Origin of the sequence: Streptomyces sp. AK08-02 (assembly GCF_033795085.1) — a bacterium.
Lineage (GTDB): Bacteria > Actinomycetota > Actinomycetes > Streptomycetales > Streptomycetaceae > Streptomyces > Streptomyces echiniscabiei.
Genome location: NZ_JARAZV010000017.1, coordinates 256,661 through 281,847 on the forward strand (window position 1 = coordinate 256,661; position 25,187 = coordinate 281,847).

The following is a 25,187-nucleotide window of genomic DNA, read 5'->3' on the forward strand; positions in this document are numbered from 1 at the left end:
TCTTCAGCGTCGAGTCTTCTGGAGGTATCGGGCGGACCCGATGTGAGGATCGGGCGGGCCCGGCTACTTGATCATGTAGATCGTGGCGAAGAGCCCGATCCAGACGACGTCGACGAAGTGCCAGTAGTAGGACACGACGATCGCGGCGGTCGCCTGCTCATGGGTGAACCTCTTCGCCGCGTACGTCCTGCCGAGGACGAACAGGAAAGCGATGAGACCGCCCGTCACGTGCATACCGTGGAAGCCGGTGGTCAGGTAGAACACCGAGCCGTACGGGTCGGAGGAGAGCGAGAGCCCGTCCTTCTTGACCAGCTCGGTGTACTCGAAGACCTGGCCGCCGATGAAGATCGCACCCATGACAAAGGTGACGATGAACCACATCCGGAGCTTCTTCACGTCACCGCGCTCGGCGGCGAACACGCCGAGCTGGCAGGTGAGGGAGGAGAGCACCAGGATCGTGGTGTTCGCCGCGGAGAACGGGAAGTTCAGGCTTGACGCCATCTCCTTCCAGTGATCCGGACCGGTCACCGATCGCAGGGTGAAGTACATCGCGAAGAGGGCCGCGAAGAACATCAGCTCGGAACTCAGCCAGATGATGGTTCCGACGCTGGTGAGGTTCGGCCGGTTGACCGACGGGTGCGCGTGCCCGGTTTCTACTGTCGTTGCTGTCGCCACGACCGACATTATGTCGGTCGCTTATCCCGCCCTCACGCCGGGGGGTGCCGTTCGGGGTGTCTGTGGGGTGTGTCCAGCCCGTATGGCCCATCGGACGGCCGTTGAAGCGGTGTTCAGACAGAGGGTCCGAAGGAGTAGCATCCGGCCCAACGGACCCGGTCCGTCTGTCCGTACGACGCTGATGTCTCGGAGGAACAATGCAGCCGACCGCCACGGTGCTGGTCTACAGCGACGACTCCAACACCCGCGAGCAGGTGCGGTTGGCGACGGGGCGGCGACCCGCTCCCGACGTTCCCCTGGTCGAGTTCCTCGAGTGCGCGACGCCCGCCGCTGTCCTGAAGGAGCTGGACAAGGGCGGGATCGACCTCTGTGTGCTGGACGGAGAGGCCGTGCCCATGGGGGGCATGGGGGTGTGCCGGCAGATCAAGGACGAGATCTTCCAGTGTCCGCCGGTGCTGTTGCTGATCGGGCGGCCGCAGGACGCGTGGCTGGCGACGTGGAGTCGGGCCGACGCGGCGGTCACCCTGCCGGTGGATCCGGTGGAGTTCGCGTCGGCGCTGGCTTCTTTGTTGCGGGTCAAAAAGGCCTTGAGCGCCTAGTGGGGTGGGGCGCCCGGTTTCATGGGCGGGTGCGGGTGCGCTGTGGCTTGTCGCGCAGTTCCCCGCGCCCCTGGATACCGCGCCCCTCGTCAGATGCTTTCCGGGGTCAGGCGTACCTGGTTGGCCGGAAGTGAGCCCTCCGGAGAAGTGGTCGTGAGGGCGCTTCCGCCCTGCCACTTCGGCCAGTCCAGGTTCCAGTCGCCGAAGCCGTTGCCGAAGGTCTCCATGGTGTTGCCGTCGGAGTTGACGACCTTGACGACGTCTCCCTCGCGGACGTTGTCGTAGAACCACTCGGCGTTGCTGGTGCTCATGCCGGTGCAGCCGTGGCTGACGTTGGCGGACCCCTGGGAGCCCTCGGACCAGGGGGCGGCGTGGACGTACTCGCCGCTCCAGGTCACCCTGGTGGCGTAGTAGACGGGCAGGTCGTACGAGTCGGCGCTGCCCTCGGCTATGCCGATGCTGGTGCCGCGCATGCGTACGAAGTACTCCTTGCCGAGTACGACCTTGACGCCGTTGCGGGTGTCGAAGCCCGGCTTGCCCGTGGTGACGGGGATGGTGTTGATCACCTTGTCGTTCTTGTAGACGGTCATCTCGTGGGACGACGCGTCCGTGACGGCTATGACCCGGTCGCCGGTGGTGAACTTCAGGGGCTTGGCCTGGCCGCCCCAGAGCCGGTCGGTGATCTTGAGGCCGGGAAGGTTGCTGCGCACCTGGACGGTGGCCTTGGCGGGCCAGTACTCCTTGGGCCGGTAGTGGAGTTCCTTGTCGTCCACCCAGTGCCACGCGCCCTCGGTGGTGGGGGTCGAGTCCACCTTGAGGGCGCGCTCGACTATCGCGCGCTGCGCCTTCCCCCGTACGGGCTCGCTGAGTTGGGCCGTCACGGGCTGACCCACGCCGTAGGTGCCCGTCTTGGGGCCGAACGTGACGTTCAGGCGCTTCTTGGTGGTCGGCCTGCTGGTGTCGAAGGTGCGCGTCCCGCGGCCGGGGGCGCCGTCCTCGTCCTCCGTGCTCACCCGGACCGTGTAGCGGGCACCTGCGGCCAGCGGGGAGGTGCTGTGCCAGCTGCTGCCGTCGGCGGAGAGTTCGCCCGCCACATAGCGTCCGGCGGCGTCGACGGCCGTGACGTCGGTGATGCGGTCGTCCGAGTCGTCGGAGGTGACCTCCAGGGGCTTGTCGGGGTCGGCCTTCTTGCCGTCGCCCACGGCGCCGCCGAAGGAGATCTGTTCAGCGGCGTCGTACGGCTCCGCCGAGAGGGGGTGGCCGTCGGAGCCGCAGGCGGTGGTGGACGCGCCCAGGGCGGCCACCAGGAGGGTGCAGCTGACGACCGTACGGTTTCGCGGTGAGTGCCTCATGCCCTCAACGTAAGAACGTGCGTCGTCCTCGGCGCGGCGGGTGATCCGTGCGAGGGAACGAGGGTGTGGCAAAAGAGGGAGCCCGGACCCTCCTGACGGAGTGTCCGGGCTCCCCTGAGCACTGAGCGTGTTACTGGGTGCGGTTCTCGCCGCGGTAGTACTCGAAGACCCAGCCCCACAGGCCGATCAGGAGAATGGGGGCCGAGAAGAACGCCAGCCACCAGCCGATCGCGACGCTCAGGAACAGGAGCGCGCCACCGATGCCCAACGCGAGCGGCTGCCAGCTGTGCGGGCTGAAGAACCCGACCTCACCGGCGTCGTCCGCGACGTCGGCCTCCTTGTTGTCCTGCGCGCCCACGTCGACCCGCCGGGCCGTGAAGGCCAGGTAGTAGCCGACCATGATGCACAGGCCGAAGGCCAGGAAGAGCGCCGTGGTGCCGGCCGGCTCCTTCGACCACACGCCGTAGACGATCGCCATGGCGAGGACGAAGACGGCGAGCCAGATGAACATCTTGCCCTGGACCTTCACTTGCCCGCCTCCTTGCCGCCGGCGAGAGCCTTCTCGCCGTGACCGGCGTTCTCCAGCTGGTCCAGCGCTGCGATCTCAGGGTGGTGCAGGTCGAACGCCGGGGATTCGCTGCGGATCCGCGGCAGGGTGAGGAAGTTGTGCCGCGGGGGCGGGCAGGACGTGGCCCACTCCAGCGAACGGCCGTAACCCCAGGGGTCGTCGACCTCGACCTTCTTGCCGTACTTCGCGGTCTTCCACACGTTGTAGAGGAACGGGAGCACGGACAGACCGAGCAGGAACGAGCTGATCGTCGAGATCGTGTTCAGCGCGGTGAAGCCGTCCGCCGCGAGGTAGTCCGCGTACCGGCGCGGCATGCCCTCGGCGCCCAGCCAGTGCTGGACGAGGAAGGTGCCGTGGAAGCCGATGAACAGGGTCCAGAACGTGATCTTGCCGAGGCGCTCGTCGAGCATCTTGCCGGTCATCTTCGGCCACCAGAAGTGGAAGCCGGAGAACATCGCGAAGACGACGGTGCCGAAGACGACGTAGTGGAAGTGCGCCACCACGAAGTAGGAGTCCGAGACGTGGAAGTCCATCGGGGGCGACGCCAGGATGACACCGGTCAGACCACCGAAGGTGAAGGTGATCAGGAAGCCGGTGGCCCAGAGCATCGGGGTCTCGAACGACAAGGACCCCTTCCACATCGTTCCGATCCAGTTGAAGAACTTCACGCCCGTCGGAACGGCGATGAGGAACGTCATGAAGGAGAAGAACGGCAGCAGTACACCGCCGGTGACGTACATGTGGTGGGCCCACACGGTCACGGACAGACCCGCGATGGCGATGGTCGCGCCGATCAGGCCCATGTAGCCGAACATCGGCTTACGGGAGAAGACCGGGATGACCTCGCTGATGATGCCGAAGAACGGCAGCGCGATGATGTACACCTCTGGATGCCCGAAGAACCAGAACAGGTGCTGCCACAACAGGGCACCACCATTGGCGGCATCGAAGATGTGTGCGCCGAATTTCCGATCCGCCTCCAGCGCGAAGAGCGCGGCGGCGAGGACGGGGAAGGCCAGCAGGACGAGGACCGCGGTCAGCAGCACGTTCCACACGAAGATCGGCATGCGGAACATGGTCATGCCCGGTGCGCGCATGCAGATGATCGTGGTGATGAAGTTGACCGCGCCGAGGATGGTGCCGAAGCCGGAGAAGGCCAGACCCATGATCCACAGGTCGGCGCCGATGCCCGGGGAGCGCACGGCGTCGGAGAGCGGCGAGTAGGCGAACCAGCCGAAGTCGGCCGCCCCGGAGGGGGTGAGGAACCCGCCGACCGCGATGGTCGAGCCGAACAGGTACAGCCAGTAGGCGAACATGTTCAGCCGCGGGAACGCGACGTCGGGGGCGCCGATCTGCAGCGGCATGATCCAGTTGGTGAAACCGGCGAACAGCGGCGTCGCGAACATCAGCAGCATGATCGTGCCGTGCATCGTGAACGCCTGGTTGAACTGCTCGTTCGACATGATCTGCAGACCCGGCCGGGCCAGCTCGGCGCGCATGAAGAGCGCCATCACGCCACCGATGCAGAAGAACGCGAACGACGTCACCAGATACAGCGTGCCGATCGTCTTGTGGTCCGTGGTGGTGAGCCACTTGATGACCACGTTGCCGGGCTGCTTGCGCCGTACCGGCAGCTCGTTCTCGTACGAGTCCTCAGCTGCGGCGGCACCCTGGGGTTCGTTGGTGATGCTCACAGGTTTGTCGTCTCCCGGTTCTTCTCGTGGCTCGTCTGCGCGATGCCGGCGGGAATGTAACCGGTCTGCCCCTTCTTCGCGAGGTCCTTGAGGTGCTGCTCGTAGCGCTCGGGGGAGACGACCTTCACGTTGAACAGCATCCGGGAGTGGTCGACGCCGCAGAGCTCCGCGCACTTGCCCAGGAAGGTGCCCTCCTTGTTGGGGGTCACCTGGAAGGCGTTGGTGTGGCCCGGGATGACGTCCTGCTTCATCAGGAACGGCACCACCCAGAAGGAGTGGATGACGTCACGCGAGGTGAGGACGAAGCGGACCGTCTTGCCCTTGGGGAGCCAGAGGGTCGGGCCGGGGTTGCCGGTCTGCGGGTTCCTCGTACCGGGCGTGCCGACGTCGTAGACGCCACCGGCGTTGGCCGGGAAGTCCTTCTTGAACCGGTCCGGAATGGCTGCCAGGTTCTCGTCGGTGTTCGCGTCCCCGGTGGAACCCGGCACCTGCTCGATGTAGTTGAAGCCCCAGCTCCACTGGAAGCCCACGACGTTGACCGTGAGGTCCGGCTTCTTGGAGGTGTCGAGGAGCTTCGACTCGTCACGTGCCGTGAAGTAGAAGAGCACCGAGACGATGATCAGCGGAACCACGGTGTACAGCGCCTCGATGGGCATGTTGTACCGGGTCTGCGGAGGTACTTCGACCTTGGTGCGGCTGCGCCGGTGGAACATGGCGCTCCACAGGATCAGGCCCCAGACCAGCACGCCGGTGGCGAGCGCGGCTGCCCAGGATCCCTGCCACAGGGAGAGGATCCGCGGAGCCTCTTCCGTGGTCGGGGTGGGCATACCAAGGCGGGGGAAGTCCTTGTATGTGCAACCGGTCGCGGTCGCGAGGACCAGGCCCGCAGTCAATGCCTGCAGCAGCTTCCGCCGCAACGGGCGCCGCGGCGTGGGGGTACCGCCCGCGCCCCCCAGGGCGTGGGGGAGGTCGGAGCCGTTGGGACTCACGTAGCGCCTTCCCGAGAGTCTCGCCCGCGCGGATTGGCTGCGGCCTGCCTACTCGGTGGTCGGTCGCCGCCCTGCGTCGGGCAGGGGTTTGGATGTTTATGCGGACCAAACCCTACTGGACGCAATTTGGGGTCGCGCGGGGAGGGTCCCCAACGCGCCGGGGGTCACCCCGAAGGGGTCTGATGGGGGGTCGGGCGCCCAATGGGGTGGGGGGTTCTGTTGGTTGGCGGGTGCGCGTCGCGTGTGGCTGGTCGCGCGGTTCCCCGCGCCCCTTCGGTAGGACCGCGTACCCCCCGCGGAGGACTTAGCGTTGGTGTGTGTCCTACTTCGATGCCGCGTCCTCCGCTCCCCTTCACCCTGTTGCCCGGCAGGCGCTGCTGGCGTCCTTGGACGAGGGGTGGGCCGATCCCGCACGTCTGTACAGGGAGGGACGGCGGGCTCGGATGTTGCTGGACGCCGCTCGGGAGACCGCGGCGGAGGCGGTCGGATGCCGGTCCGATGAGCTGACGTTCACGTCGTCGGGCACACGGGCCGTTCACACCGGTGTGGCGGGCGCTCTCGCGGGGCGGCGGCGCGTCGGACGTCACCTGATCGTGTCGGCGGTCGAACACTCGTCTGTCCTCCATTCGGCGGAGGAGTGGGAGGCGACGGGCGGCGAGGTGACGACCGTGGCGGTGGATCGCGCCGGTGCCGTGGCCGCCCGGGCGTACGAGGCCGCCGTACGGCCCGACACCGCGTTGGCGTGTCTCCAGTCGGCCAACCACGAGGTGGGGACGGAGCAGCCGGTGGCGGAGGTGGCCGAGGTGTGCCGGGCGGCCGGGGTGCCGTTGCTGGTGGACGCGGCGCAGTCGCTCGGCTGGGCGGCGGTCGCGGGGCCCTGGTCGCTGCTGACCGCGAGTGCCCATAAGTGGGGTGGGCCGTCAGGGGTCGGACTGCTCGCCGTCCGCAAGGGGGTGCGGTTCGCCGTCCAAGGGCCCGTGGACGAGCGGGAGTCGGGGCGGGCGGCCGGGTTCGAGAACCTGCCGGCGATCGTCGCGGCGGCGGCCTCGCTCCGCGCGATGCGGGCCGAGGCGGCCCAGGAGGCGGTGCGGCTGCGGGAACTGACAGAGCGGATCCGGGCGCGCGTGCCCCAGCTGGTGACGGACGTGGAGGTGGTCGGCGATCCGGTGCGACGACTGCCCGGTGTCGTCACCTTCTCCTGTCTCTATGTCGACGGGGAGACTCTGCTGCACGAGCTGGACCGCGCCGGTTTCTCCGTTTCCTCCGGCTCGTCCTGTACGAGCAGCACGTTGACGCCGAGCCATGTGCTGAGGGCGATGGGGGTGCTGAGCGAGGGCAACGTGCGGGTGTCGTTGCCGCTCGGGACCCCGGCCGAGGAGGTCGACCGGTTCCTGTCCACGCTGCCGGACGCGGTGGCGACCGTACGGGAGAAGCTGGGCGCTCCGACTCCGGTGACGGTACGGCAGGAGGGCGCGCTCACCGTGGACGCCCTCGGCAAGCGGTGCCCGATCCCGGTGATCGAGCTGGCGAAGGTGATCGGCGATGTGCCAGTGGGCGCCACGATCCGAGTCCTCTCGGACGACGAGGCGGCCCGCCTGGACATTCCCGCGTGGTGCGAGATGCGGGAACAGGAGTACGTGGGCGAGGAGCAGGCGGACCAAGGCACGGCGTACCTGATCCGCCGGTTGAGTTGAGGGGCCTGTCCTTAGGGGCGCGGGGAACTGCGCGACCAGCCCCCACGCACCCGCGCCCGACGAACTCAGCCCAGATACCCCTGAACCTCCACCGCGGCCTCATCCCCATAAGCCTTACGGAACCGCTCAAGGAAATTGACCCGCCGCAACTGGTACTCCTGCGTTCCGACAGTCTCGATCACCAGAGTCGCCAGCATGCAGCCGACCTGCGCGGCACGCTCCAGGGAGACGCCCCAGGCCAGACCGGACAGGAACCCCGCGCGGAAGGCGTCGCCGACACCCGTGGGCTCGACCTTCGCCTCCTCCTCCGGGCAGCCGACCAGGATCGGCTCCTCACCGGCACGCTCGATGCGCACACCCTTCGAACCGAGGGTGGTCACCCGGGTACCGACCTTGGCCAAGATCTCCGCGTCGGACCAGCCGGTCTTCGACTCGATGAGGCCCTTCTCGTACTCGTTCGAGAAGAGGTACGCGGCACCCTCCAGCAGGACCTTGATGTCGTCGCCGCCCATGCGGGCGATCTGCTGGGAGAAGTCGGCGGCGAACGGGATGGACCGCGAGCGGCACTCCTCGGTGTGGCGGAGCATCGCCTCCGGGTCGTCCGCGCCGATCGAGACCAGGTCGAGTCCGCCGACGCGGTCGGCGACGGTCTTGAGCTCGATCAGCCGGGCCTCGCTCATGGCGCCGGTGTAGAAGGAGCCGATCTGGTTGTGGTCTGCGTCGTTGGTGCACACGAAACGGGCGGTGTGCAGCGTCTCGGAGATCCGCACCGATTCGGTGTCCACTCCGTGACGGTCGAGCCAGGCGCGGTACTCGTCGAAGTCGGAGCCGGCGGCCCCGACCAGGATCGGCCTGGTGCCGAGCTGACCCATGCCGAAGGCGATGTTCGCGCCCACGCCACCTCGGCGTACGTCGAGGTTGTCGACCAGGAAGGAGAGGGAGACCGTGTGCAGCTGGTCCGCGACGAGCTGGTCGGCGAAACGGCCGGGGAAGGTCATGAGGTGGTCGGTGGCGATGGAGCCGGTGACTGCGATACGCACGGCGAGGACACTCTCCTGCGAGGGGAAGGGTGATTGACAGTTCACGCTACCCGGTCGGCCCGCGCTCGCTGTAGCGGCAAAACTACCCGATAGTAGATCTTTCTCGGCCGGGTATGCGGTGCATACGGTTCCGGTATGACGAACTTCAAGGTCCATCAGGCTCTTCAGGTCCAGCACGTGCACTCGGGACCGGGTGCCGCTCCGCACGACCTCGAAGGGGATCTGGCCTCCCTGCGCGGCGACTGCGCCCGGATGGCGCCGCACTGGACCGCCCCGGACCGGATCACCGCCCTGCCCGTCTCCCCGTCCCGTATCCACGGGGTGACCGTCCCGTCGGCCTCGGCGCGGCTGGTGGAGGCGATGCCGGAGTACGGCGGCTGACGGGCCGGGAGCGCCGGTACTCCGACGGCCACGGCGTCGACCACCTCGTCGCCCGCCCGGTCGACCAGCGCTCGACGGGAACCGTGCGCTCCCCCGCCGCGTCCCATCGCTGTCCCCCGTAAAGAGGACACGGCGTACGACCCGCCGGTGCCTGTCGGTGACAGGGCCGGGCCGGTCGGGACAGCCGGGACAGCTGGGAGCCGAAGGAGCGATGCGGTGAACACCGAGCGACCCGATCACGACGACGCCGCCGACGACGAGACGGCGGCCACCGGGGCCGACACGGACGGCGGCACGGAGGCCGGCACGGACGGCGCCACCGCGCCCACGCCGGAGGAGAGCGACGCCGAGCGCCCGTCCCGGCGCCGGTCCCCGGTGCTGGTCGCCTCGGTCGCCGCCGCGGTGCTGCTCGTCGGGGGCGGCGGGGCGTACCTCGCCACCAGCGCGGTCGGCGGCTCGAAGGACGACGACCGTACGGGCGCCTCGGCGCCGGGCGGCGACGGCACCACTCCCCCGCCGCTGGCCCTCGACGGCTACACCAGGGGCGGCGGTACGGGTGACACGACCGGCACGGGCGGTACGAACGGCATCGCGCCCGGCGAGCCCGACCCGAACGGCGTGACCTACCGGGCGGACGGCACGCTGCCCGCCGGGCCCTCGTCGGCGCCGGTGTACACGATGGCGAAGAACGCCCAGGGAGAGATCACGGCCGCCGAGGTGACCCGGCTGGCCAAGGCCCTCGGGGTCGCGGGCAAGCCGGTACAGGAGGCCGAGGACTGGCTGGTCGGCACGGCGCACGACGGGACCGGTCCCTTTCTGCGAGTGAACAGGCACGCCCCGGGAACCTGGTCCTTCAGTCGGTATCTGCTCGGCGGTCCCGACAACTGCAGGAGCACGACCGTGTGCGCGCAGAAGTCCGGCGCCGAGGGGACGACCGTCGATCCGGTGAGCGAGGCGGCGGCGAAGAAGGCCGCGGCGCCGGTTCTGAAGGCGGTCGGCCAGGACGACGCGAAGCTGGACGCGAGCCAGGTCCTGGGCACCCAGCGGGTGGTGAACGCCGATCCGGTGGTCGGCGGCCTGCCCACCTACGGCTGGACAACCGGTCTCCAGGTCAGCGCGCAGGGCGAAGTGGTGTCCGGCAGCGGCCAGTTGTCGACGCCGGTGAAGAGCGACACGTATCCGGTGCTCGGTGCGAAGGCCACTCTGGCCCTGCTCAACGAGCCGGGGGCCGTGGCGACCCCGGAGCACCGTATGGGGATCGGGGGCTGCGCCAGCCCCGTACCGCTGAAGGACCGTCTGGAGGCGCCGTGCGGTACGGCCACGGGGACGACGCGACAGAAGGAGTCGCTCACCGTCGACAAGGCGGTGTTCGGGCTGGCCTCGCACACCGTGTCGGGGCGGCCGGCGCTCGTGCCGTCATGGCTGTTCGAGGTACGGGCGCAGGGTGCCGCGAAGGGTTACACGGTGACGTACCCGGCGATCGACCCCCGCTACCTGGCCGGTTCCGGTTCCGGGTCGAGCGCGGAGCCGTCCCCGACGGCCTCGCCGACCGCGCCGGGCGACGAGCCGACGTCCGGGACGACGACACATGACATGAAGATCGAGGGCTACACGGTCTCCGGCGACGGCAAGGAGCTGACCGTGGGCTTCTGGGGCGGGGTGTGCAGCAAGTACGCGGCGTCGGCGAAGGAGAACGGCGAGGTGAAGGTGACCGTGACCTCGACGACGAAGAAGGGCACGATCTGCATCATGCTCGCCAAGGCGACGTACGAGACGGTGCGGTTGGACGAGCCGCTGGGTGACCGGAAGGTAGTGGGTCCGGAGGGACAGACGATCCCCGAGGGCGACTTCGCCAAGAGGTAGCCCGGTGGCCGGTGGCCCGGTAACCCGGTAACCCGCAGGCCTGTTCGGCTCGCGATCATCCGCTTACGCGTGAAGGCGGCGCCCCCGTCGGAGGGGGCGCCGCCTTCACGCGCACGACGTGCGTATGAGTCCGGGTTTAGCTGAAGGAGTCACCGCAGGCGCAGGAGCCCGTCGCGTTCGGGTTGTCGATCGTGAAGCCCTGCTTCTCGATGGTGTCGACGAAGTCGATGGAGGCGCCGCCGAGGTAGGGGGCGCTCATACGGTCGGTGACGACCTTGACGCCGTCGAAGTCCTTGAGAACGTCACCGTCGAGGGAACGCTCGTCGAAGAACAGCTGGTAGCGCAGACCCGAGCAACCGCCGGGCTGGACCGCGACACGCAGGGCGAGGTCCTCGCGGCCTTCCTGGTCGAGCAGGGCCTTGACCTTCGCCGCGGCGGCGTCGGACAGGATGATGCCGTCGGTGACGGTGCTGGTCTCGTCCGATACGGACATCTACATCTCTCCCGGGTTGTACGGAGACTTCTGCCGACGAGTGCAACCGGCGGGGCCGCGGATTCATTCCGGGCCGAGAGTCTGTTCTTTCCGTTCTTCTCCCCTCCATGCTCGCACACGCGCGGAAACGCGAACAGCGGCCTGTGGACGGCCCGCATCCGTACTCCGGGATTCATGTCACATCGACGCTATGAACCTCGTCAAAGTGACGTGAAGGGGTTACGATAGATAACGTCAATTCGACGAAAAGGCGTGACCGGAAGAACAGAAAGGGTGCGTGTCGTGACCACCGCCCAGACGCAGGACCTCGACGTACAGCCGACGCCCCTCGCCCTGCTGCTCCTCGGCCGTGAGGCCGACACGAGGAGCGAGCGCGGCGTGGACTGCCCCGGGGACCTGCCCTCCCCCTCCGACCCGGACCTGGTGGCACGCGCGCGTGCCGCCAAGGAGAAGCTCGGCGACAAGGTCTTCGTCCTCGGCCACCACTACCAGCGCGACGAGGTCATCCAGTTCGCGGACGTCACGGGCGACTCCTTCAAGCTGGCCCGGGACGCGGCGGCGCGTCCGGAGGCGGAGTACATCGTGTTCTGCGGTGTCCACTTCATGGCGGAGTCCGCGGACATCCTGACCGGCGACGACCAGAAGGTGGTCCTGCCCGACCTGGCCGCCGGCTGCTCGATGGCGGACATGGCGACGGCCGAGCAGGTCGCCGAGTGCTGGGACGTCCTGACGGAGGCCGGGGTGGCCGACCAGGTCGTGCCCGTGTCCTACATGAACTCCTCGGCGGACATCAAGGCGTTCACGGGCAGGCACGGCGGCACGATCTGTACGTCGTCCAATGCCGAGCGCGCCCTCCAGTGGGCGTTCGAGCAGGGCGAGCCCGACTCGACGAAGGTCCTGTTCCTGCCGGACCAGCACCTCGGCCGCAACACGGCGGTACGGGACATGGGGATGTCGCTGGACGACTGCGTCCTCTACAACCCGCACAAGCCGAACGGCGGCCTGACGACGGAGCAGCTGCGCGCCGCGAAGATGATCCTGTGGCGCGGCCACTGCTCGGTGCACGGCCGGTTCAGCGTGGACTCGGTGAACGACGTCCGCGCCCGGATCCCCGGTGTGAACGTCCTGGTACACCCCGAGTGCAAGCACGAGGTGGTCGAAGCTGCGGACTACGTCGGTTCGACCGAGTACATCATCAAGGCGCTGGAGGCGGCTCCGGCCGGCTCGAAGTGGGCCATCGGCACGGAGCTGAACCTGGTACGCCGCCTGGCGAACCGTTTCGCTCCCGAGGGCAAGGAGGTCGTCTTCCTCGACAAGACGGTCTGCTTCTGCTCGACGATGAACCGCATCGACCTCCCTCACCTGGTCTGGACCCTGGAGTCCCTGGCCGAGGGCAAGCTGGTGAACCGGATCACGGTGGACCGCGAGACGGAGAAGTTCGCGAAGCTGGCGCTGGAGCGGATGCTGGCGCTGCCGTAGGCGGCGTGGGCGGGTGAGCGGCGCCACTCGTGTCCGTTTCGGGTGCGCTCACGTTCTTGGGGATGTACTTATTAGATACGTATCCCTAAGAACAAGGCAGACAGAGGGCGGCAGGGTGTGTGCACACCCTGCCGCCCTCTCGTCCATCAGCTCGGCGGCTCACCGGCGGTTCAGACTCCCGCGGGCTCCCGTACCTCCGCCTTCGGCTCCCGCTTCGCCGCCTTCTTCTTCGCCCGGCGTTCCTTGCGCAGTTCCACCAGTGTGTACAGGGTCGGAACGAGCAGCAGGGTCAAGGCCGTTGACGTGATCAGGCCGCCGATGACGACCACTGCCAGCGGCTGGGCGATGAAGCCTCCCTCGCCTGTTACTCCCAGCGCCATCGGGAGGAGGGCGAAGATCGTCGCCAGGGCCGTCATCAGGATCGGGCGGAGGCGGTGACGGCCGCCCTCCACCACCGCTTCGACCACTCCGTAGCCCTGGGCGCGGTACTGGTTGATCAGGTCGATCAGCACGATCGCGTTCGTCACCACGATGCCGATCAGCATCAGCATGCCGATCATCGCCGGGACGCCCATCGGGGTGCCCGTGGCGACCAGCAGGCCGATCGCGCCCGTTGCCGCGAACGGGATCGACACCAGGAGGATCATCGGCTGGATCAATGAGCGGAACGTGGCCACCAGGAGCATGAAGACGATCGCGATCGCCGCCAGCATCGCCAGCGCCAGGTTCTTGAACGCGTCGTCCTGGTCCGACGACACGCCGCCGATCTCCGCCGTCGCACCTGCGGGGAGCTTCAACGCGTCCAGCTTCGAGGTGAGGTCGGCGCTGACCGCGCCCGTGTTGTCGCCGGTCGGGCGGGCCGTGATCGTCGCGGCCCGCTGGCCGTCGATCCGGGTCATCGACACCGGGCCGTCGACCAGCTGTACGTCCGCGATGTCACCCAGCTTCACCGCGCCCAAGCGCAGCGCCTTCAGCTCGGCCAGTGTCCCGGCCGGCTTCGCCGACCTGATGACGACGTCGCGCTCGGTGTCGTCCAGAGTCGCCTTGGCGGCCGTCGTGCCCTTGACCGCCTCGGCCACCGCCGCGCCCAGCGTCTGCTGGTTGTAACCGGCCGCAGCCGCCCTGGAGTTGGCCCGCACCGAGATGCGCGGCACGCTCTGCGCCAGGTTGCTGGTGACGTCGGTGACGTCGTCCAGGCCCGCCACCGTGTCGCGTACCTCGTCCGCCGCCTTGCGCAGGGTGTCCGCGTCGGCCGCCTTCACGACCACCTTCAGGTCCTGGCTGCCGAAGCCGTCACCGGCCGCGATGGTGGTCGTACCGATGCCGGAGAGTTTCGCCAGCCCTTCCTCGATGCTGTCCTGGACGTCGTCCGCCGACGCCGAGTCCTCCAGCATGACCTGGTAGGAGGCCTGGTTGGTGTCCGTGCCGCCGCCGAAGGCCGCCAGGAAGCCGGACGAACCGATCGTCACCTGGTAGTCCTTGACGCCCTTCACGTCCGCGAGCAGTCGCTCGACCTTCTTCGCCTGGACGTCCGTCGCCGCCAGGCTCGTCCCCGGCTTCAACTGCTGCTTGACGGTGAGGACTTCCTGCTCGCCCTGGTCGAAGAAGTTGGTCTTCAGGAGCGGGGCCATGCCGAATGTGCCGATGAGGACCACCGCCGCGATCGCCACGCTCGTCAGACGGCGACGGGTCGCGAAGCGCAGGACAGGGACGTACACGCGCTGGAGCCTGCTCTTCGCCTCCTTCTCCTCCGCCAGCCTGCGGGCCTCGTCCGCGTCGTCCGGGGTGTCCTTCGGGGCTCGCAGGAACCAGTAGGACAGGACCGGGACGACCGTGAGGGAGACCAGGAGCGACGCCAGCAGAGCCGCCGTCACCGTCAGGCTGAACGCGCCGAACAGCTGGCCCACCATGCCGCCGACCAGGCCGATCGGCAGGAAGACGGCAACCGTGGTGAGCGTGGACGAGGTGACCGCGCCGGCCACCTCACGGACCGCCTTGAGGATGGCCTCCTGGCGCTCCTCGCCGTAGCCGAGATGGCGCTTGATGTTCTCCAGGACCACGATCGAGTCGTCGACGACCCGGCCGATCGCGATCGTCAGCGCGCCCAGCGTCAGCATGTTCAGGGACAGGTCGCGCGTCCAGAGGACTATCAGGGCCAGGACCACCGAGAGCGGGATCGAGACCGCCGTGACCAGGGTCGAGCGGACCGACGCCAGGAATACCAGGATGACGATCACCGCGAAGAGCAGACCGAGGCCGCCCTCCGTCGTCAGGCCCTTGATGGACTTCGCCACCGCCGGACCCTGGTCGCTGACCACCGTGATGGTCGCGCCGGTGCCCACGTCCTTGCGCATGTCGGCGAGCTTGTCCCCGACCGCGTCGGAGATCGCCACCGCGCTGCCGTCGTTGTCCATCGTGACGGTGACGGCGAGGCTGGGCTTGCCGTCCGTACGCGTGATCGAGTCGGCCTTGGCGGACTCCTGCTTGACGGTCGCCACGTCGGCGAGGCGAACCGGCTTGGTCCTGGAACCGGGCGCGCCCGCGACCATCAGGTCCGCGATCTGCTTCACCGAGGTGAGGCCGCCGCCGACCTGGACCGTGCGGTTGGTGCCGGCCTCGTCGAAGGAGCCCGCCGGTACGGTCGCGCCGCCCGCCTGGAGTGCCTGGGCGAGGGCGGCGGAGTTGAGGCCCGCCGCCGTCAGTTTCCGCTCGTCCGGGGTGACCGTGACCTGAACGTCCCGTACGCCGTCGACCGTGACCTGGCCGACGCCGTCGATGGCCCGCAGGTCGGGGACCACCGTGCGGTCGAGCCGGTCGGCGAGGGCCTGCTGGTCCTGGTCGGAGGTGACGGCGAGGACGACGGTCGGGATGTCGTCCGTCGAACCGGCGACCACCTGCGGGTCCACACCGTCCGGGAGGAGCACACGGGCCCGGTTGACGGCCTGCTGGACATCGGCGACGAGCTGCTTGGTGTCGTTGCCGTAGTCGAAGGACGCGGTGATGAGGGCGTTGCCCTCGCTGGCGGTGGAGGTGACTCCGGTGATGCCGTCGACGCCTTCGAGGTTGTCCTCGATCGGCTCGACGACCTGCTTCTCGACCACATCGGGGGACGCACCCTGGTACGGCGCCAGGACGGACACCACCGGGAGTTCGATGGTGGGCAGCAGCTGTTGCTTGAGCTGCGGTATCGCTATCGCTCCGAAGACGATCGCGACGATCGACATCAGGCCTATCAGGGCCCGTTGCGCGAGGCTGAACCTGGACAGCCAGGACATGGGTGAGCGTCTCTCTTCTGTGGCCCGAGCGGAGGAAGGACGCACGGGACACACCTACACGTCTGCGTGGGTGTGTCACCCATATGAGCGCCCGCCCCTACACCCTGGGCCATGGAACACCCCCGGTCCCTAGCTCCCAGGTCCCGTTTCCTTACCCGGTCCCTACTCCGACCGCAGTACGCCCCGCGGAACTCACTCCACCCTTGGACGTACCAGGCCCGACTCGTAGGCGATGACGACGAGTTGGGCCCGGTCCCGGGCGCCCAGCTTGGCCATGGCCCGGTTGACGTGCGTCTTCACCGTCAGCGGGCTGACCTCGAGGCGCTCCGCGATCTCGTCGTTGGAGTGTCCGCCGGCCACCTGCACCAGCACCTCGCGCTCCCGCCCGGTCAGCGCGTCCAGCCGGTCGGCGCGGGCGGGATCCCTGCCGTCGTCCAGCACTTCGCCCTGGGCGAGGAACTGGGCGATCAGCCCCTTGGTGGCAGCCGGCGACAGCAGCGCCTCGCCCCCGGCGGCGACCCGGATCGCGCTGAGCAGTTCCTCGGGTTCGGCGCCCTTGCCGAGGAACCCGGACGCGCCCGCGCGCAGGGACTGCACCACGTACTCGTCGACCTCGAACGTCGTCAGCATCACCACCCGTACATGCGCGAGCCCAGGATCCGCGCTGATCAGCCGGGTCGCGGCCAGTCCGTCGGTGCCCGGCATCCGGATGTCCATCAGTACGACGTCGGCACGCTGTTCCCGCGCGAGGCGCACCGCCTCCGCCCCGTCGGACGCCTCCCCGACCACCTCCATGTCGGCCTCCGAGTCCACGAGCACGCGGAAGGCGCTGCGCAGCAGTGCCTGGTCGTCGGCGAGCAGGACACGGATCGTCATACACGGTCCTTACGTATGGGTGTGCGGTCAGGCGGTTCGCTGTACGGGGCTGCCCGCGCCGTCCGCGGGACGCGGGCTGCTCTTCACCGGCAGGATCGCATGTACGCGGAAGCCGCCTCCGTAGCGGGGACCGGTCGTACAGTTGCCGCCGACCGCGGTGACCCGCTCCCGCATCCCGAGCAACCCGTGCCCGCCGCCCTCCTCCGGGCCCTCCGGACCTTCCTGCCTCTCCTGGCCCGCTCCCCGCCCCGGCCCGTTGTCCAGCACGGTGATCTCGATCTTCGGCCCCACCCGTACGACGCTGACCTCGGCCTTCGCCTCCGGTCCCGCATGTTTCTGTACGTTCGTCAGGGCTTCCTGGATCACCCGGTAGGCGGCCAGGTCGATGGCCGCGGGGAGGGTGGTGTCCTGGTCGGCGCGGGCCACCTCGACCTGGAGTCCGGCGTTGTGGAAGGTGCCGACCAGCTCGTCGAGCCGGTGCAGACCGGGAGCGGGTTCGGTGGGCGCCGCCGGGTCACCGGACTGGCGCAGCAGGCCGACGGTCGCGCGCAGCTCGTTCAACGCCGAGCGGCTGGCCTCCCGTACGTGGGCGAGGGCTTCCTTGGCCTGGTCGGGGCGCTTGTCCATGACGTGCGCGGCGACTCCGGCCTGGACGTTGACGAGGGCGATGTGGTGGGCGACCACGTCGTGCAGGTCACGGGCGATACGCAGCCGCTCCTCGGCCACGCGGCGGCGGGCCTCCTCCTCGCGGGTGCGTTCGGCACGCTCGGCGCGCTCCCTGATGGCGACGATGAAGGCGCGGCGGCTGCGTACGGCGTCCCCCGCGGTCGCGGCCATGCCGGTCCAGGCGAAGATGCCGAGGTTTTCCTGCGCGTACCAGGGCAGGGGGCCGGCCAGCATCGCGGAACCGGTGAGGACGGTCATCGTGAGGAGGCCGACGCGCCAGCTGGTGGTGCGGTCGGTGGTCGAGGCGACGGTGTAGAGGGCGATCACCGCGGACATCGCGACGGGGGCGCGGGGATCGGCGGTGACCGACTCGACGAGGGAGGCGGTACCGGTGAACGCGAGCACCTTCATGGGGGCGCGGCGGCGGAGGACGAGTGCCGCGGCGCCGAGCACCATGAGGATCAGGCTGAGGGCGTCGGGGGTGCGGGCGGTCCAGGCGCCGCGGTGTGGGCCGTGGGGGTCGACGAACGAGGCGCCCAGCATGCACAGAAGGACGGCTGCCGCGAGGGCCACGTCCAGCGCGAGAGGGTGTGCTTTCAGGTGGCATCGGGCGCGCTGGAGTGTGCTCACGGTCGCCAACGGTACGGCGTACGGGTGAGTGGGTGGGAAACACGGCCGGGGCTGCGCCCACCTGCGCGGTTCACCCCGGGATCAGTCCGTCGTCGCTCAGCAGTTCCCGGACCTCCTCCAGCGTCGCGTCCGGCGACGGGAGGATCAGTTCCGAGGGTTCCAGCGAGTCGTCGGGCAAGGGCTCGCCCAGTTCGCGGACCTTGGACAGAAGCGCCTGGAGGGTGCGGCGGAAGCCGGGGCCGTCGCCGATCTCCATCTCCGCCAGGAGCACGTCGTCCAGCTTGTTCAGTTCGGTGAGGTGGCTGTCCGCCAGCCTCACCTGGCCCTCCCCCATGATCCGTACGATCATGTCGCCCTCCTCAGGCGTGGCCTACAGACGCGGGTCACCGCTGTGGGTCACCGCGCTGCGGGTTACTGCTTGTCGAAACGCGGGGTGTCCTTCGGCTGCTGCGACTGCTGCTGACCCGCGCCGCCCTCGATGGCCTGCTGCCCCGACGACGAACCTCCGGCCAGCTCCGCCTTCATGCGCTGCAGCTCCAGCTCAACGTCCGTGCCACCGGACAGTCGGTCCAGCTCGGCCTGGATGTCGTCCTTCGCCATGCCCGTGGGGTCGTCGAGGGCGCCCGAGGCGAGCAGCTCGTCGATCGCGCCGGCCCGCGCCTGGAGCTGTGCCGTCTTGTCCTCGGCACGCTGGATCGCCAGGCCCACGTCGCCCATCTCCTCGGAGATGCCGGTGAAGGCCTCGCCGATCCGGGTCTGGGCCTGGGCGGCGGTGTACGTCGCCTTGATCGTCTCCTTCTTGGTGCGGAAGGCGTCGACCTTGGCCTGGAGGCGCTGCGAGGCGAGGGTGAGCTTCTCCTCCTCGCCCTGGAGGGTCTGGTGCTGTGTCTCCAGGTCCGTGACCTGCTGCTGGAGGGCGGCGCGGCGCGAGAGCGCCTCGCGGGCCAGGTCCTCACGGCCCAGCGCGAGCGCCTTGCGGCCCTGGTCCTCCAGCGTGGAGGACTGCTTGTTCAGCTGGGCGAGCTGCAGTTCCAGCCGCTTGCGGCTGGTCGCCACGTCGGCGACTCCGCGGCGCACCTTCTGGAGCAGCTCCAGCTGTTTCTGGTACGAGTAATCGAGGGTTTCGCGCGGGTCCTCGGCCCGGTCAAGGGCCTTGTTCGCCTTCGCGCGGAAGATCATCCCCATACGCTTCATGACACCGCTCATGGGCTTCGCGCGCCCCCTTCTGACGGACTCCAGCTCCAGCACCTGCAACAGGACCAACAGTACGGGCCCTGCCTCCATTACCGCACTGTTCCGGGCCCGATGCGCTCATCCCCAAGGACGACCGCGATCTGTCCCACTCCGGCGTAGGGAGTAGGTGACCCCCTACCGCTTGTCTCTACAGACGCCCGGTGTTGCCGGATCGTTCCCCACTCGGCTGGGGTCCATGCCCCGATACCCCGTACCCTTGGGTTTTGTGTTCCGTAGCCGTGCCAAGGAAGAGAAGGCCCCCGCCGACAAGGCGCTGGTGACCGACTCCAAGCAGACCCGTGACCCGCAGGCCCCGAAGGGCAGGCCCACTCCCAAGCGGAGTCAGGCCCAGTCCCAGCGCCGCAGCGTGGCCAGTACTCCGACGACGCGTAAGGAGGGGGCCAAGCGGCAGCGCGACGAGCGCCGTGCCGCGATGGATCGGCAGCGCCAGGCGCTCGCCAGCGGGGACGAGCGATATCTCCCCGCCCGCGACAAGGGACCGGTGCGCCGTTTCGCGCGCGATTTCGTGGACTCGCGCTTCTGTGTCGCCGAGTTCTTCCTGCCGATGGCCGTGATCATCCTCGTGCTGAGCATGGTGCGGGTCGGTGCGCTGCAGAGCATCGCGCTGCTGCTGTGGCTCTTCGTGATCGTGCTGATCATCGTCGACTCGGTCTTCATCGCGTTCCGGATGAAGAAGCAGCTGGCCGCCCGCTACCCGAACGAGCGGACGAAGGGCGCGGTCGCCTACGCGCTGATGCGCTCTCTCCAGATGCGTCGCCTCCGGCTGCCCAAGCCTCAGGTCAAGCGCGGAGAGCGGCCCTGAGCACTACGTCGTTCTCCGGGGGCGCGGCGGATGCCTGGCTGCACAGGCTGGGCGGGCTGCGGAATGTCGTACGGCAGGAACTGGTGGCCCGGCAGCTCGACGAGCAGATAGCCGGGCGGTTCCCGGTCGGGCAGCGGCTGCGGGTGCTCGACGTCGGTATGGGTCAGGGCACGCAGGCGCTGCGGCTGGCCCGGGCCGGCCATCACGTCACCGGTGTCGAGAAGGACCCGAGGATGCTCGACGCGGCGCGTGAGGCGCTCACCGCCGAGCCCGAGGGCATCCGTGAGCGCGTCCGGCTCCTGGAGAGCGACGGCCGCGACACGGGGGTGCACTTCCTGCCGGGCAGCTTCGACGTCGTGCTCTGTCATGGCGTACTGATGTACGTCGAACTGCCGGACGCGCTGCTGGCGGGGCTGGCGCGGATGCTGGCGCCGGGCGGGCTGCTGTCGCTGCTGGTGCGCAACGGCGACGCGCTGGCGATGCGGTCGGGGCTCGCCGGGGACTGGGCGGGTGCGCTCGGTGCCTTCGACACGGACTCGTACGTCAACCGGCTCGGGCTTGAGGTGCGCGCCGACCGGCTGTCCACCCTCACCGGCACGCTCGCCGGGATCGGGGCGCCGTTGCACGCGTGGTACGGGGTGCGGGTGTTCACGGACACGGCGTCCGACGATGCGGAGATGCCCTCTGCTTCTGACGTCGATGCGCTGCTGGCCGTGGAGGAGCGGGCGGGGCGGACGGATCCCTATCGGCAGGTGGCCGCGTTGCTGCACCTGTGCGGGGTTCGGGGTTGAGCGGTTGTTCGTCGGCCGCCGGCCGGTGGGGGCTGGTCGCGCAGTTCCCCGCGCCCCTGTAGGGGCGCCCTTCGGGACGCCCCTACCAAGTGCCGCTACGCCTCCTGGGCCTCGCGCAGGCTCATCGGGCCGTAGATCTTTGTGGTGTCCTCGAACAGGTGCACCTGTTCCGCGCCGCCTGCGAGAAGGTCCTTCCAGTACTCACCGATCCAGGACTCGGCGTCCCCCTGCGTCGTGAACTCCTCGGGCTCCACCGCGGGCTGGACCTCCGCCCCGTCGGTGTTCTCGAACCGCCACGTCCATGCCGCCATGTACGCCTCCAAGATATGAACCGCTGCAGACCAGGAGCCGGATCTTGATCCGGCTCCTGTGTCCGAGAGCCTAGAGCCTAGAGCCTGTCCGGCGGATCATGCCGGGGACGCGGGGCTTGGCACCGCGAGCGTCTTCCGGCCTGATCCGCCGGACAGGCTCGGCCGGACGCGCAAGACCAGCGGGGACACGCGAAAATCAGGTTTGTGGAACTCACTCTGCTCGGCACCGGTGCCCCCGCGGGTCTCCCGCGCCCCGACTGTGCGTGCGCGGCCTGCGCCGGCGCGCTCGGCGGGAACGCGCGGGCGGCCACCGCGCTGCTCGTCGACGGCACGCTGCTGCTCGACCTCACCCCCGGCGCCGTACTGGCGGCGGCGCGCGCCGGGCACTCGCTGGGCGGGGTACGGCAGGTGCTGCTGTCGCATCCGCACGACGGGCCCGCCGTGGAGGTGCCGGCGGGCCTGCCACAGCCCGGACGGGTGCCGGACGGGCGGGAGTTGGCGCTGCTGACCGGGCACCGGGTGCGCGCGGTCCCGATGGACTCCCACGGCACGGGATACGCGGTGACCGGCCCGGACGGACAGCGGCTGCTGTATCTGCCGCCGGGCGCGGCACCGGCCGGGCTCGACGCGAACGGTCCCTCGTACGACATGGTCCTCGCGGACGTCGTCGGGCGGCCCGACGCCCTGGCCCGGCTGCGGGCGGCGGGCGCGCTCGGCCCGGCCACGGATGTCGTCGCCGTCCACCTGGACCATGACGTTCCCCCGGGCGCCGAGCTGCGGCGCAGGCTCGCGGCGGCGGGCGCGCGGGCGGTGCCGGACGGTACGACGTTGACGGTCGGCGTCTACGAGGACGTACCGGACGTGCCCCGGCGGACGCTGGTGCTGGGCGGGGCGCGGTCGGGCAAGTCGGTGGAGGCAGAGCGGCGGCTGGAGGCGTTCCCCGACGTGCTGTACGTGGCCACGGGCGGGACACGCAACGGGGACGGGGAGTGGGCGGCGCGGGTGCACGCGCATCGGGAGCGGCGGCCGGGGTCGTGGCGTACCACCGAGACCTGTGACCTCGTACCGCTGCTGAAGGACGACGGCGCGCCGCTGCTCATCGACTGTCTGTCGCTGTGGCTGACGGACGCGATGGACGAGGTCGGGGCGTGGGACGACGCGGAGTGGGCCGGGGGCGGTGAGCGGGAGTTGCGGCGGCGGGTGCGGGAGTTGACGGCGGCGGTGCGTTCCACGCGGCGAAGCGTTGTCGCCGTGTCGAACGAGGTGGGGTCGGGGATCGTGCCGGCCACGGCGTCCGGGCGGCGGTACCGGGACGAGCTCGGGCGGCTGAACTCGGCGTTCGGGGCGGAGTGTGAGCACGTGCTGTTGGTGGTGGCCGGGCAGGCGGTTGTGCTGCGGGGTTGAGAGGTGCACGTCAGCAGCCTGCTGTTCGGCTGCAGGCCCGGTGGGGGCTGATCGCGCAGTTCCCCGCGCCCCTTAAGGGGCTGTCGCGCCCCTCCTCGCGATGATTCGGTAGGTGTTCGCGAAGCGGGTGCGGCGCAGGAAGGGGGCCAGGGCGTGGTCCAGAGCCGTGGTCAGGGCCAAGAATGGGGTCGCCGCCCGGAGCAGGGGTGTGCGGCGGGCCGGGAGTGCTCGGGTGAGGGCCACGGTGAGGGCGCCCGTCAGGTCGTACGGGATGTGGGGTTGTCGGCGGTCCGTCGCGACGATCGCGCAGTGCTGGGACTCCAGTTCCGCCACCAGGTTGGCCAGCGGCATGAGGTGGAGGTGGCCGGGCTGGGCGTACCAGGGCCACCACCTGCCCAGCAGGGTGCCGAACGCGCAGTGCGGGTCCGGGACCTCGATCAGTAGGTGGCCGCCGGGGCGCAGGGCCGTGAGGGCCGCGCGGAGTTCCTCGCGGGGGTCCGGGGTGTGTTCCAGGTGATGGAACATGCTGACGACGTCGTAGCGGGCCCTCAGTCGGTTGACGATGGCCGGGTCGGTGAGGTGGCCCCGGTAGGCCTCCTCGATGTGGCCGGCGGTACGGGCCTTCTGGACGAGGCGCGTGGTGTCCACGCCGTCGAAGGCCGTGTACGGGAAATGGCGCTTCGCCGCCGCCGGGAAGGCCCCGTCGCCCGTCCCGACGTCGAGCCAGCTCTCCGGTTCGCGGAAGGCGAGCATCGCCCGGGCCGCCGCGCGGTGTCTGCCGGGCGCGACGGGGTGGCAGGCCGCGGGCAGGTCCTGATGGTGAAGGGCGAGGCCCTCCGCCGTGAGGCGCGGGTTCTGGAAGGCATGGGCGCAGTCGCGGCACTCGTCGACGACGAACGTGCCCGGGCCTCCCAGTCCGCGCTGCCGCGGGTCGGGCGTGCGCAGGCGGGTGCGCAGCCGTTTGGAACCGCACCAGGGGCAGTCCTCGCGGCGCGGCTCGTGGAACCCGTCGGTCTCCGGTGGGACGGTCGCTTTCGAGGCGGGGGACATGGGCGGCTCCTGCTGAAGCGGTGCACTGCTGCGGTGCGCTGAAGCGCCGTGCGACATTACGCATCAAAACGTTACGTAGGGGATAGCCGTCCCGGGTGCAATGACATGGCTCCAACGTGACGGCGCCCTGTTCGATCGCTGCCGGTACTGTTCGGCGAATGAGCTCGCTTAATCTCGACGACTTCACCGATCTGATCGAGCGCCCCGACGGCGGTGTGCGCCGCGACGCGGAGGCGCGACGGGAGCGCCAGATCGTGCCGCCCGGGTCGCTCGGGCGCCTCGACGACCTGGGTGAGTGGCTGGCGGCGGCACAGTCCTCGGTGCCGGTGCGGCCCGTCGAACGACCGCGTGTGGTGCTGTTCGCGGGGGATCACGGGATCGCCGGGCAGGGCGTGTCGGCGCGCCCCGCCGGCAGTGCCGAGCGGTCCGTGCGGGCGGTTCTCGACGGCTCCAGCCCCGTCGCCGTGCTCGCGCGGCGGCTCGGGGTTCCCGTACGGGTCGTCGACATGGCTCTGGACTGCGAGCCGGAGGCGCTGCCCGCCGAGGTCGCGGGGCACCGGACACGGCGTGGCAGCGGGCGGATCGACGTCGAGGACGCGTTGACCCCCGAGGAGGCGGAGGCCGCCTTCCTGGCGGGGGTCGCCGTGGCCGACGAGGAAGCCGACTCCGGTACGGATCTGGTGGTCCTGGGCGATGTGAGCGTGGGCGGGACCACGGCCGCGTCGGTGCTGGTGGCCGCGCTGTGCGGGACGGACGCGTCCGTCGTCACGGGGCGGGGCGGGCTGCCGATCGACGACCTGGCGTGGATGCGCAAGTGCGCCGCGATCCGCGACGCGCTGCGGCGCGCCCGGCCGGTGCTCGGGGACCAGTTGCAGCTGCTGGCGACGGTGGGCGGAGCCGACCTCGCCGCGATGACCGGGTTCCTGCTGCAGAGCGCGGTGCGCAAGATGCCGGTGATCCTGGACGGCGTGGTGTCGGCCGCGTGCGCGCTGGTCGGGCAGCGGGTCGCCTTCCGGGCGCCGGACTGGTGGCTCGCCGGCCACAGCAGCGGTGAGCCGGCCCAGGCGAAGGCCCTGGACCGGATGGCGCTGGAGCCGCTGCTCGACCACGGGGTGACCGTGGGTGAGGGAGCCGGGGCACTGCTGGCCCTCCCGCTGGTCCAGGCAGCGGCGGCACTGGCCGCGGAGCTGCCGGAGAAGCCTGAGGCCCTGGAGACCCCGAAGAGCCCGGAGGCCTCCAAGACCGAGGACGCCGAGGACGCGGAGAAGCCGCAGGAGCCCGAAGCCGTCTGACCGGACGGC

At 69.6% G+C, this 25,187-nt stretch carries 23 protein-coding genes; 9 read left to right on the forward strand and 14 right to left on the reverse strand.

Going from position 1 to position 25,187, the window contains the following annotated elements; genetic code table 11:
• Positions 1-63 precede the first annotated feature (63 nt).
• Positions 64-684 (reverse strand): heme-copper oxidase subunit III, encoded by a 621-nt coding sequence (locus PV734_RS33520; protein WP_044472511.1) that lies wholly within the window; start codon positions 682-684, stop codon positions 64-66.
• 188 nt (positions 685-872) lie between these two features.
• Between PV734_RS33520 and PV734_RS33525 the strand changes: the two genes are divergently transcribed.
• Positions 873-1,274 carry a hypothetical protein gene (locus PV734_RS33525; protein ID WP_319093511.1) on the forward strand — a complete coding sequence of 134 codons (402 nt, stop codon included), beginning with the start codon at positions 873-875 and terminating at the stop codon, positions 1,272-1,274.
• 89 nt (positions 1,275-1,363) lie between these two features.
• Here the strand turns inward: PV734_RS33525 and PV734_RS33530 are convergent, their stop codons facing one another.
• The 4 genes from PV734_RS33530 to coxB form a co-directional block, all read right to left on the reverse strand.
• Positions 1,364-2,626, reverse strand: a complete 1,263-nt coding sequence (locus PV734_RS33530; RefSeq protein WP_319093510.1) for a L,D-transpeptidase — start codon at positions 2,624-2,626, stop codon at positions 1,364-1,366.
• 130 nt (positions 2,627-2,756) lie between these two features.
• Complete coding sequence (locus tag PV734_RS33535; protein ID WP_319093509.1) at positions 2,757-3,155, reverse strand: cytochrome c oxidase subunit 4; 399 nt, start codon at positions 3,153-3,155, stop codon at positions 2,757-2,759.
• On the reverse strand, positions 3,152-4,888 hold the full coding sequence (gene ctaD / locus PV734_RS33540) for a cytochrome c oxidase subunit I (RefSeq protein ID WP_006373820.1): 1,737 nt from the start codon (positions 4,886-4,888) through the stop codon (positions 3,152-3,154). Before ctaD ends, PV734_RS33535 begins: the two co-directional genes overlap by 4 nt.
• Positions 4,885-5,877: a cytochrome c oxidase subunit II gene (coxB, locus tag PV734_RS33545; protein ID WP_319093508.1), complete on the reverse strand. Its 993-nt coding sequence runs from the start codon at positions 5,875-5,877 to the stop codon at positions 4,885-4,887. The genes ctaD and coxB overlap by 4 nt, the downstream gene beginning before the upstream one ends.
• A gap of 317 nt (positions 5,878-6,194) precedes the next feature.
• Here coxB and PV734_RS33550 point away from each other — a divergent pair, with 317 nt between their 5' ends.
• Positions 6,195-7,571, forward strand: coding sequence for a cysteine desulfurase/sulfurtransferase TusA family protein (locus PV734_RS33550; protein WP_319093507.1), 1,377 nt, complete (start codon positions 6,195-6,197; stop codon positions 7,569-7,571).
• Positions 7,572-7,636: 65 nt separating this feature from the next.
• On the opposite strand, the gene PV734_RS33555 is transcribed toward PV734_RS33550, so the two are convergent.
• Positions 7,637-8,611 (reverse strand): carbohydrate kinase family protein, encoded by a 975-nt coding sequence (locus tag PV734_RS33555; protein ID WP_319093506.1) that lies wholly within the window; start codon positions 8,609-8,611, stop codon positions 7,637-7,639.
• Between the two features lie 135 nt (positions 8,612-8,746).
• On the opposite strand from PV734_RS33555, the gene PV734_RS33560 reads away from it, so the two are divergent.
• Positions 8,747-8,992, forward strand: a complete 246-nt coding sequence (locus PV734_RS33560) for a hypothetical protein (RefSeq protein ID WP_319093505.1) — start codon at positions 8,747-8,749, stop codon at positions 8,990-8,992.
• Between the two features lie 216 nt (positions 8,993-9,208).
• Complete coding sequence (locus PV734_RS33565; RefSeq protein WP_319293365.1) at positions 9,209-10,855, forward strand: hypothetical protein; 1,647 nt, start codon at positions 9,209-9,211, stop codon at positions 10,853-10,855.
• A 136-nt stretch (positions 10,856-10,991) separates the two neighbouring features.
• Here the strand turns inward: PV734_RS33565 and PV734_RS33570 are convergent, their stop codons facing one another.
• Positions 10,992-11,348 carry an iron-sulfur cluster assembly accessory protein gene (locus PV734_RS33570; RefSeq protein WP_006380335.1) on the reverse strand — a complete coding sequence of 119 codons (357 nt, stop codon included), beginning with the start codon at positions 11,346-11,348 and terminating at the stop codon, positions 10,992-10,994.
• A gap of 282 nt (positions 11,349-11,630) precedes the next feature.
• On the opposite strand from PV734_RS33570, the gene nadA reads away from it, so the two are divergent.
• Positions 11,631-12,827, forward strand: a complete 1,197-nt coding sequence (gene nadA, locus PV734_RS33575; protein WP_319093503.1) for a quinolinate synthase NadA — start codon at positions 11,631-11,633, stop codon at positions 12,825-12,827.
• A gap of 170 nt (positions 12,828-12,997) precedes the next feature.
• Here the strand turns inward: nadA and PV734_RS33580 are convergent, their stop codons facing one another.
• The 5 genes from PV734_RS33580 to PV734_RS33600 all read right to left on the reverse strand — a co-directional run bounded on the left by PV734_RS33580 (position 12,998) and on the right by PV734_RS33600 (position 19,480).
• The gene (locus PV734_RS33580; protein WP_319293366.1) at positions 12,998-16,102 is read right to left on the reverse strand and encodes an efflux RND transporter permease subunit; all 3,105 of its coding nucleotides are present in this window, start codon (positions 16,100-16,102) and stop codon (positions 12,998-13,000) included.
• A gap of 192 nt (positions 16,103-16,294) precedes the next feature.
• Entirely contained in the window at positions 16,295-16,978 is a 684-nt protein-coding gene (locus PV734_RS33585; RefSeq protein WP_319093500.1) for a response regulator transcription factor, read from the reverse strand.
• Between the two features lie 27 nt (positions 16,979-17,005).
• Complete coding sequence (locus PV734_RS33590) at positions 17,006-18,274, reverse strand: sensor histidine kinase (protein ID WP_319293367.1); 1,269 nt, start codon at positions 18,272-18,274, stop codon at positions 17,006-17,008.
• Between the two features lie 70 nt (positions 18,275-18,344).
• Entirely contained in the window at positions 18,345-18,623 is a 279-nt protein-coding gene (gene pspAA / locus PV734_RS33595) for a PspA-associated protein PspAA (RefSeq protein WP_319093498.1), read from the reverse strand.
• Positions 18,624-18,685: 62 nt separating this feature from the next.
• Entirely contained in the window at positions 18,686-19,480 is a 795-nt protein-coding gene (locus PV734_RS33600) for a PspA/IM30 family protein (RefSeq protein WP_319093887.1), read from the reverse strand.
• Between the two features lie 223 nt (positions 19,481-19,703).
• On the opposite strand from PV734_RS33600, the gene PV734_RS33605 reads away from it, so the two are divergent.
• Together PV734_RS33605 and PV734_RS33610 are read left to right on the forward strand one after the other, a co-directional pair.
• Positions 19,704-20,330 (forward strand): DUF3043 domain-containing protein, encoded by a 627-nt coding sequence (locus tag PV734_RS33605; RefSeq protein ID WP_319093497.1) that lies wholly within the window; start codon positions 19,704-19,706, stop codon positions 20,328-20,330.
• An 83-nt stretch (positions 20,331-20,413) separates the two neighbouring features.
• Positions 20,414-21,121 carry a class I SAM-dependent methyltransferase gene (locus tag PV734_RS33610; protein ID WP_319293368.1) on the forward strand — a complete coding sequence of 236 codons (708 nt, stop codon included), beginning with the start codon at positions 20,414-20,416 and terminating at the stop codon, positions 21,119-21,121.
• Between the two features lie 95 nt (positions 21,122-21,216).
• Here the strand turns inward: PV734_RS33610 and PV734_RS33615 are convergent, their stop codons facing one another.
• A complete protein-coding gene (locus PV734_RS33615; protein WP_319093495.1) occupies positions 21,217-21,432 on the reverse strand; it encodes a hypothetical protein in 216 nt (71 codons plus the stop codon).
• Between the two features lie 204 nt (positions 21,433-21,636).
• Here PV734_RS33615 and PV734_RS33620 point away from each other — a divergent pair, with 204 nt between their 5' ends.
• Entirely contained in the window at positions 21,637-22,836 is a 1,200-nt protein-coding gene (locus PV734_RS33620) for a bifunctional adenosylcobinamide kinase/adenosylcobinamide-phosphate guanylyltransferase (protein ID WP_319093494.1), read from the forward strand.
• A 72-nt stretch (positions 22,837-22,908) separates the two neighbouring features.
• Here PV734_RS33620 and PV734_RS33625 read toward each other — a convergent pair whose 3' ends face one another.
• Positions 22,909-23,886 (reverse strand): class I SAM-dependent methyltransferase, encoded by a 978-nt coding sequence (locus tag PV734_RS33625; RefSeq protein ID WP_319293369.1) that lies wholly within the window; start codon positions 23,884-23,886, stop codon positions 22,909-22,911.
• Positions 23,887-24,044: 158 nt separating this feature from the next.
• On the opposite strand from PV734_RS33625, the gene cobT reads away from it, so the two are divergent.
• Positions 24,045-25,178 carry a nicotinate-nucleotide--dimethylbenzimidazole phosphoribosyltransferase gene (gene cobT / locus PV734_RS33630; RefSeq protein WP_319293370.1) on the forward strand — a complete coding sequence of 378 codons (1,134 nt, stop codon included), beginning with the start codon at positions 24,045-24,047 and terminating at the stop codon, positions 25,176-25,178.
• Positions 25,179-25,187 lie beyond the last annotated feature (9 nt).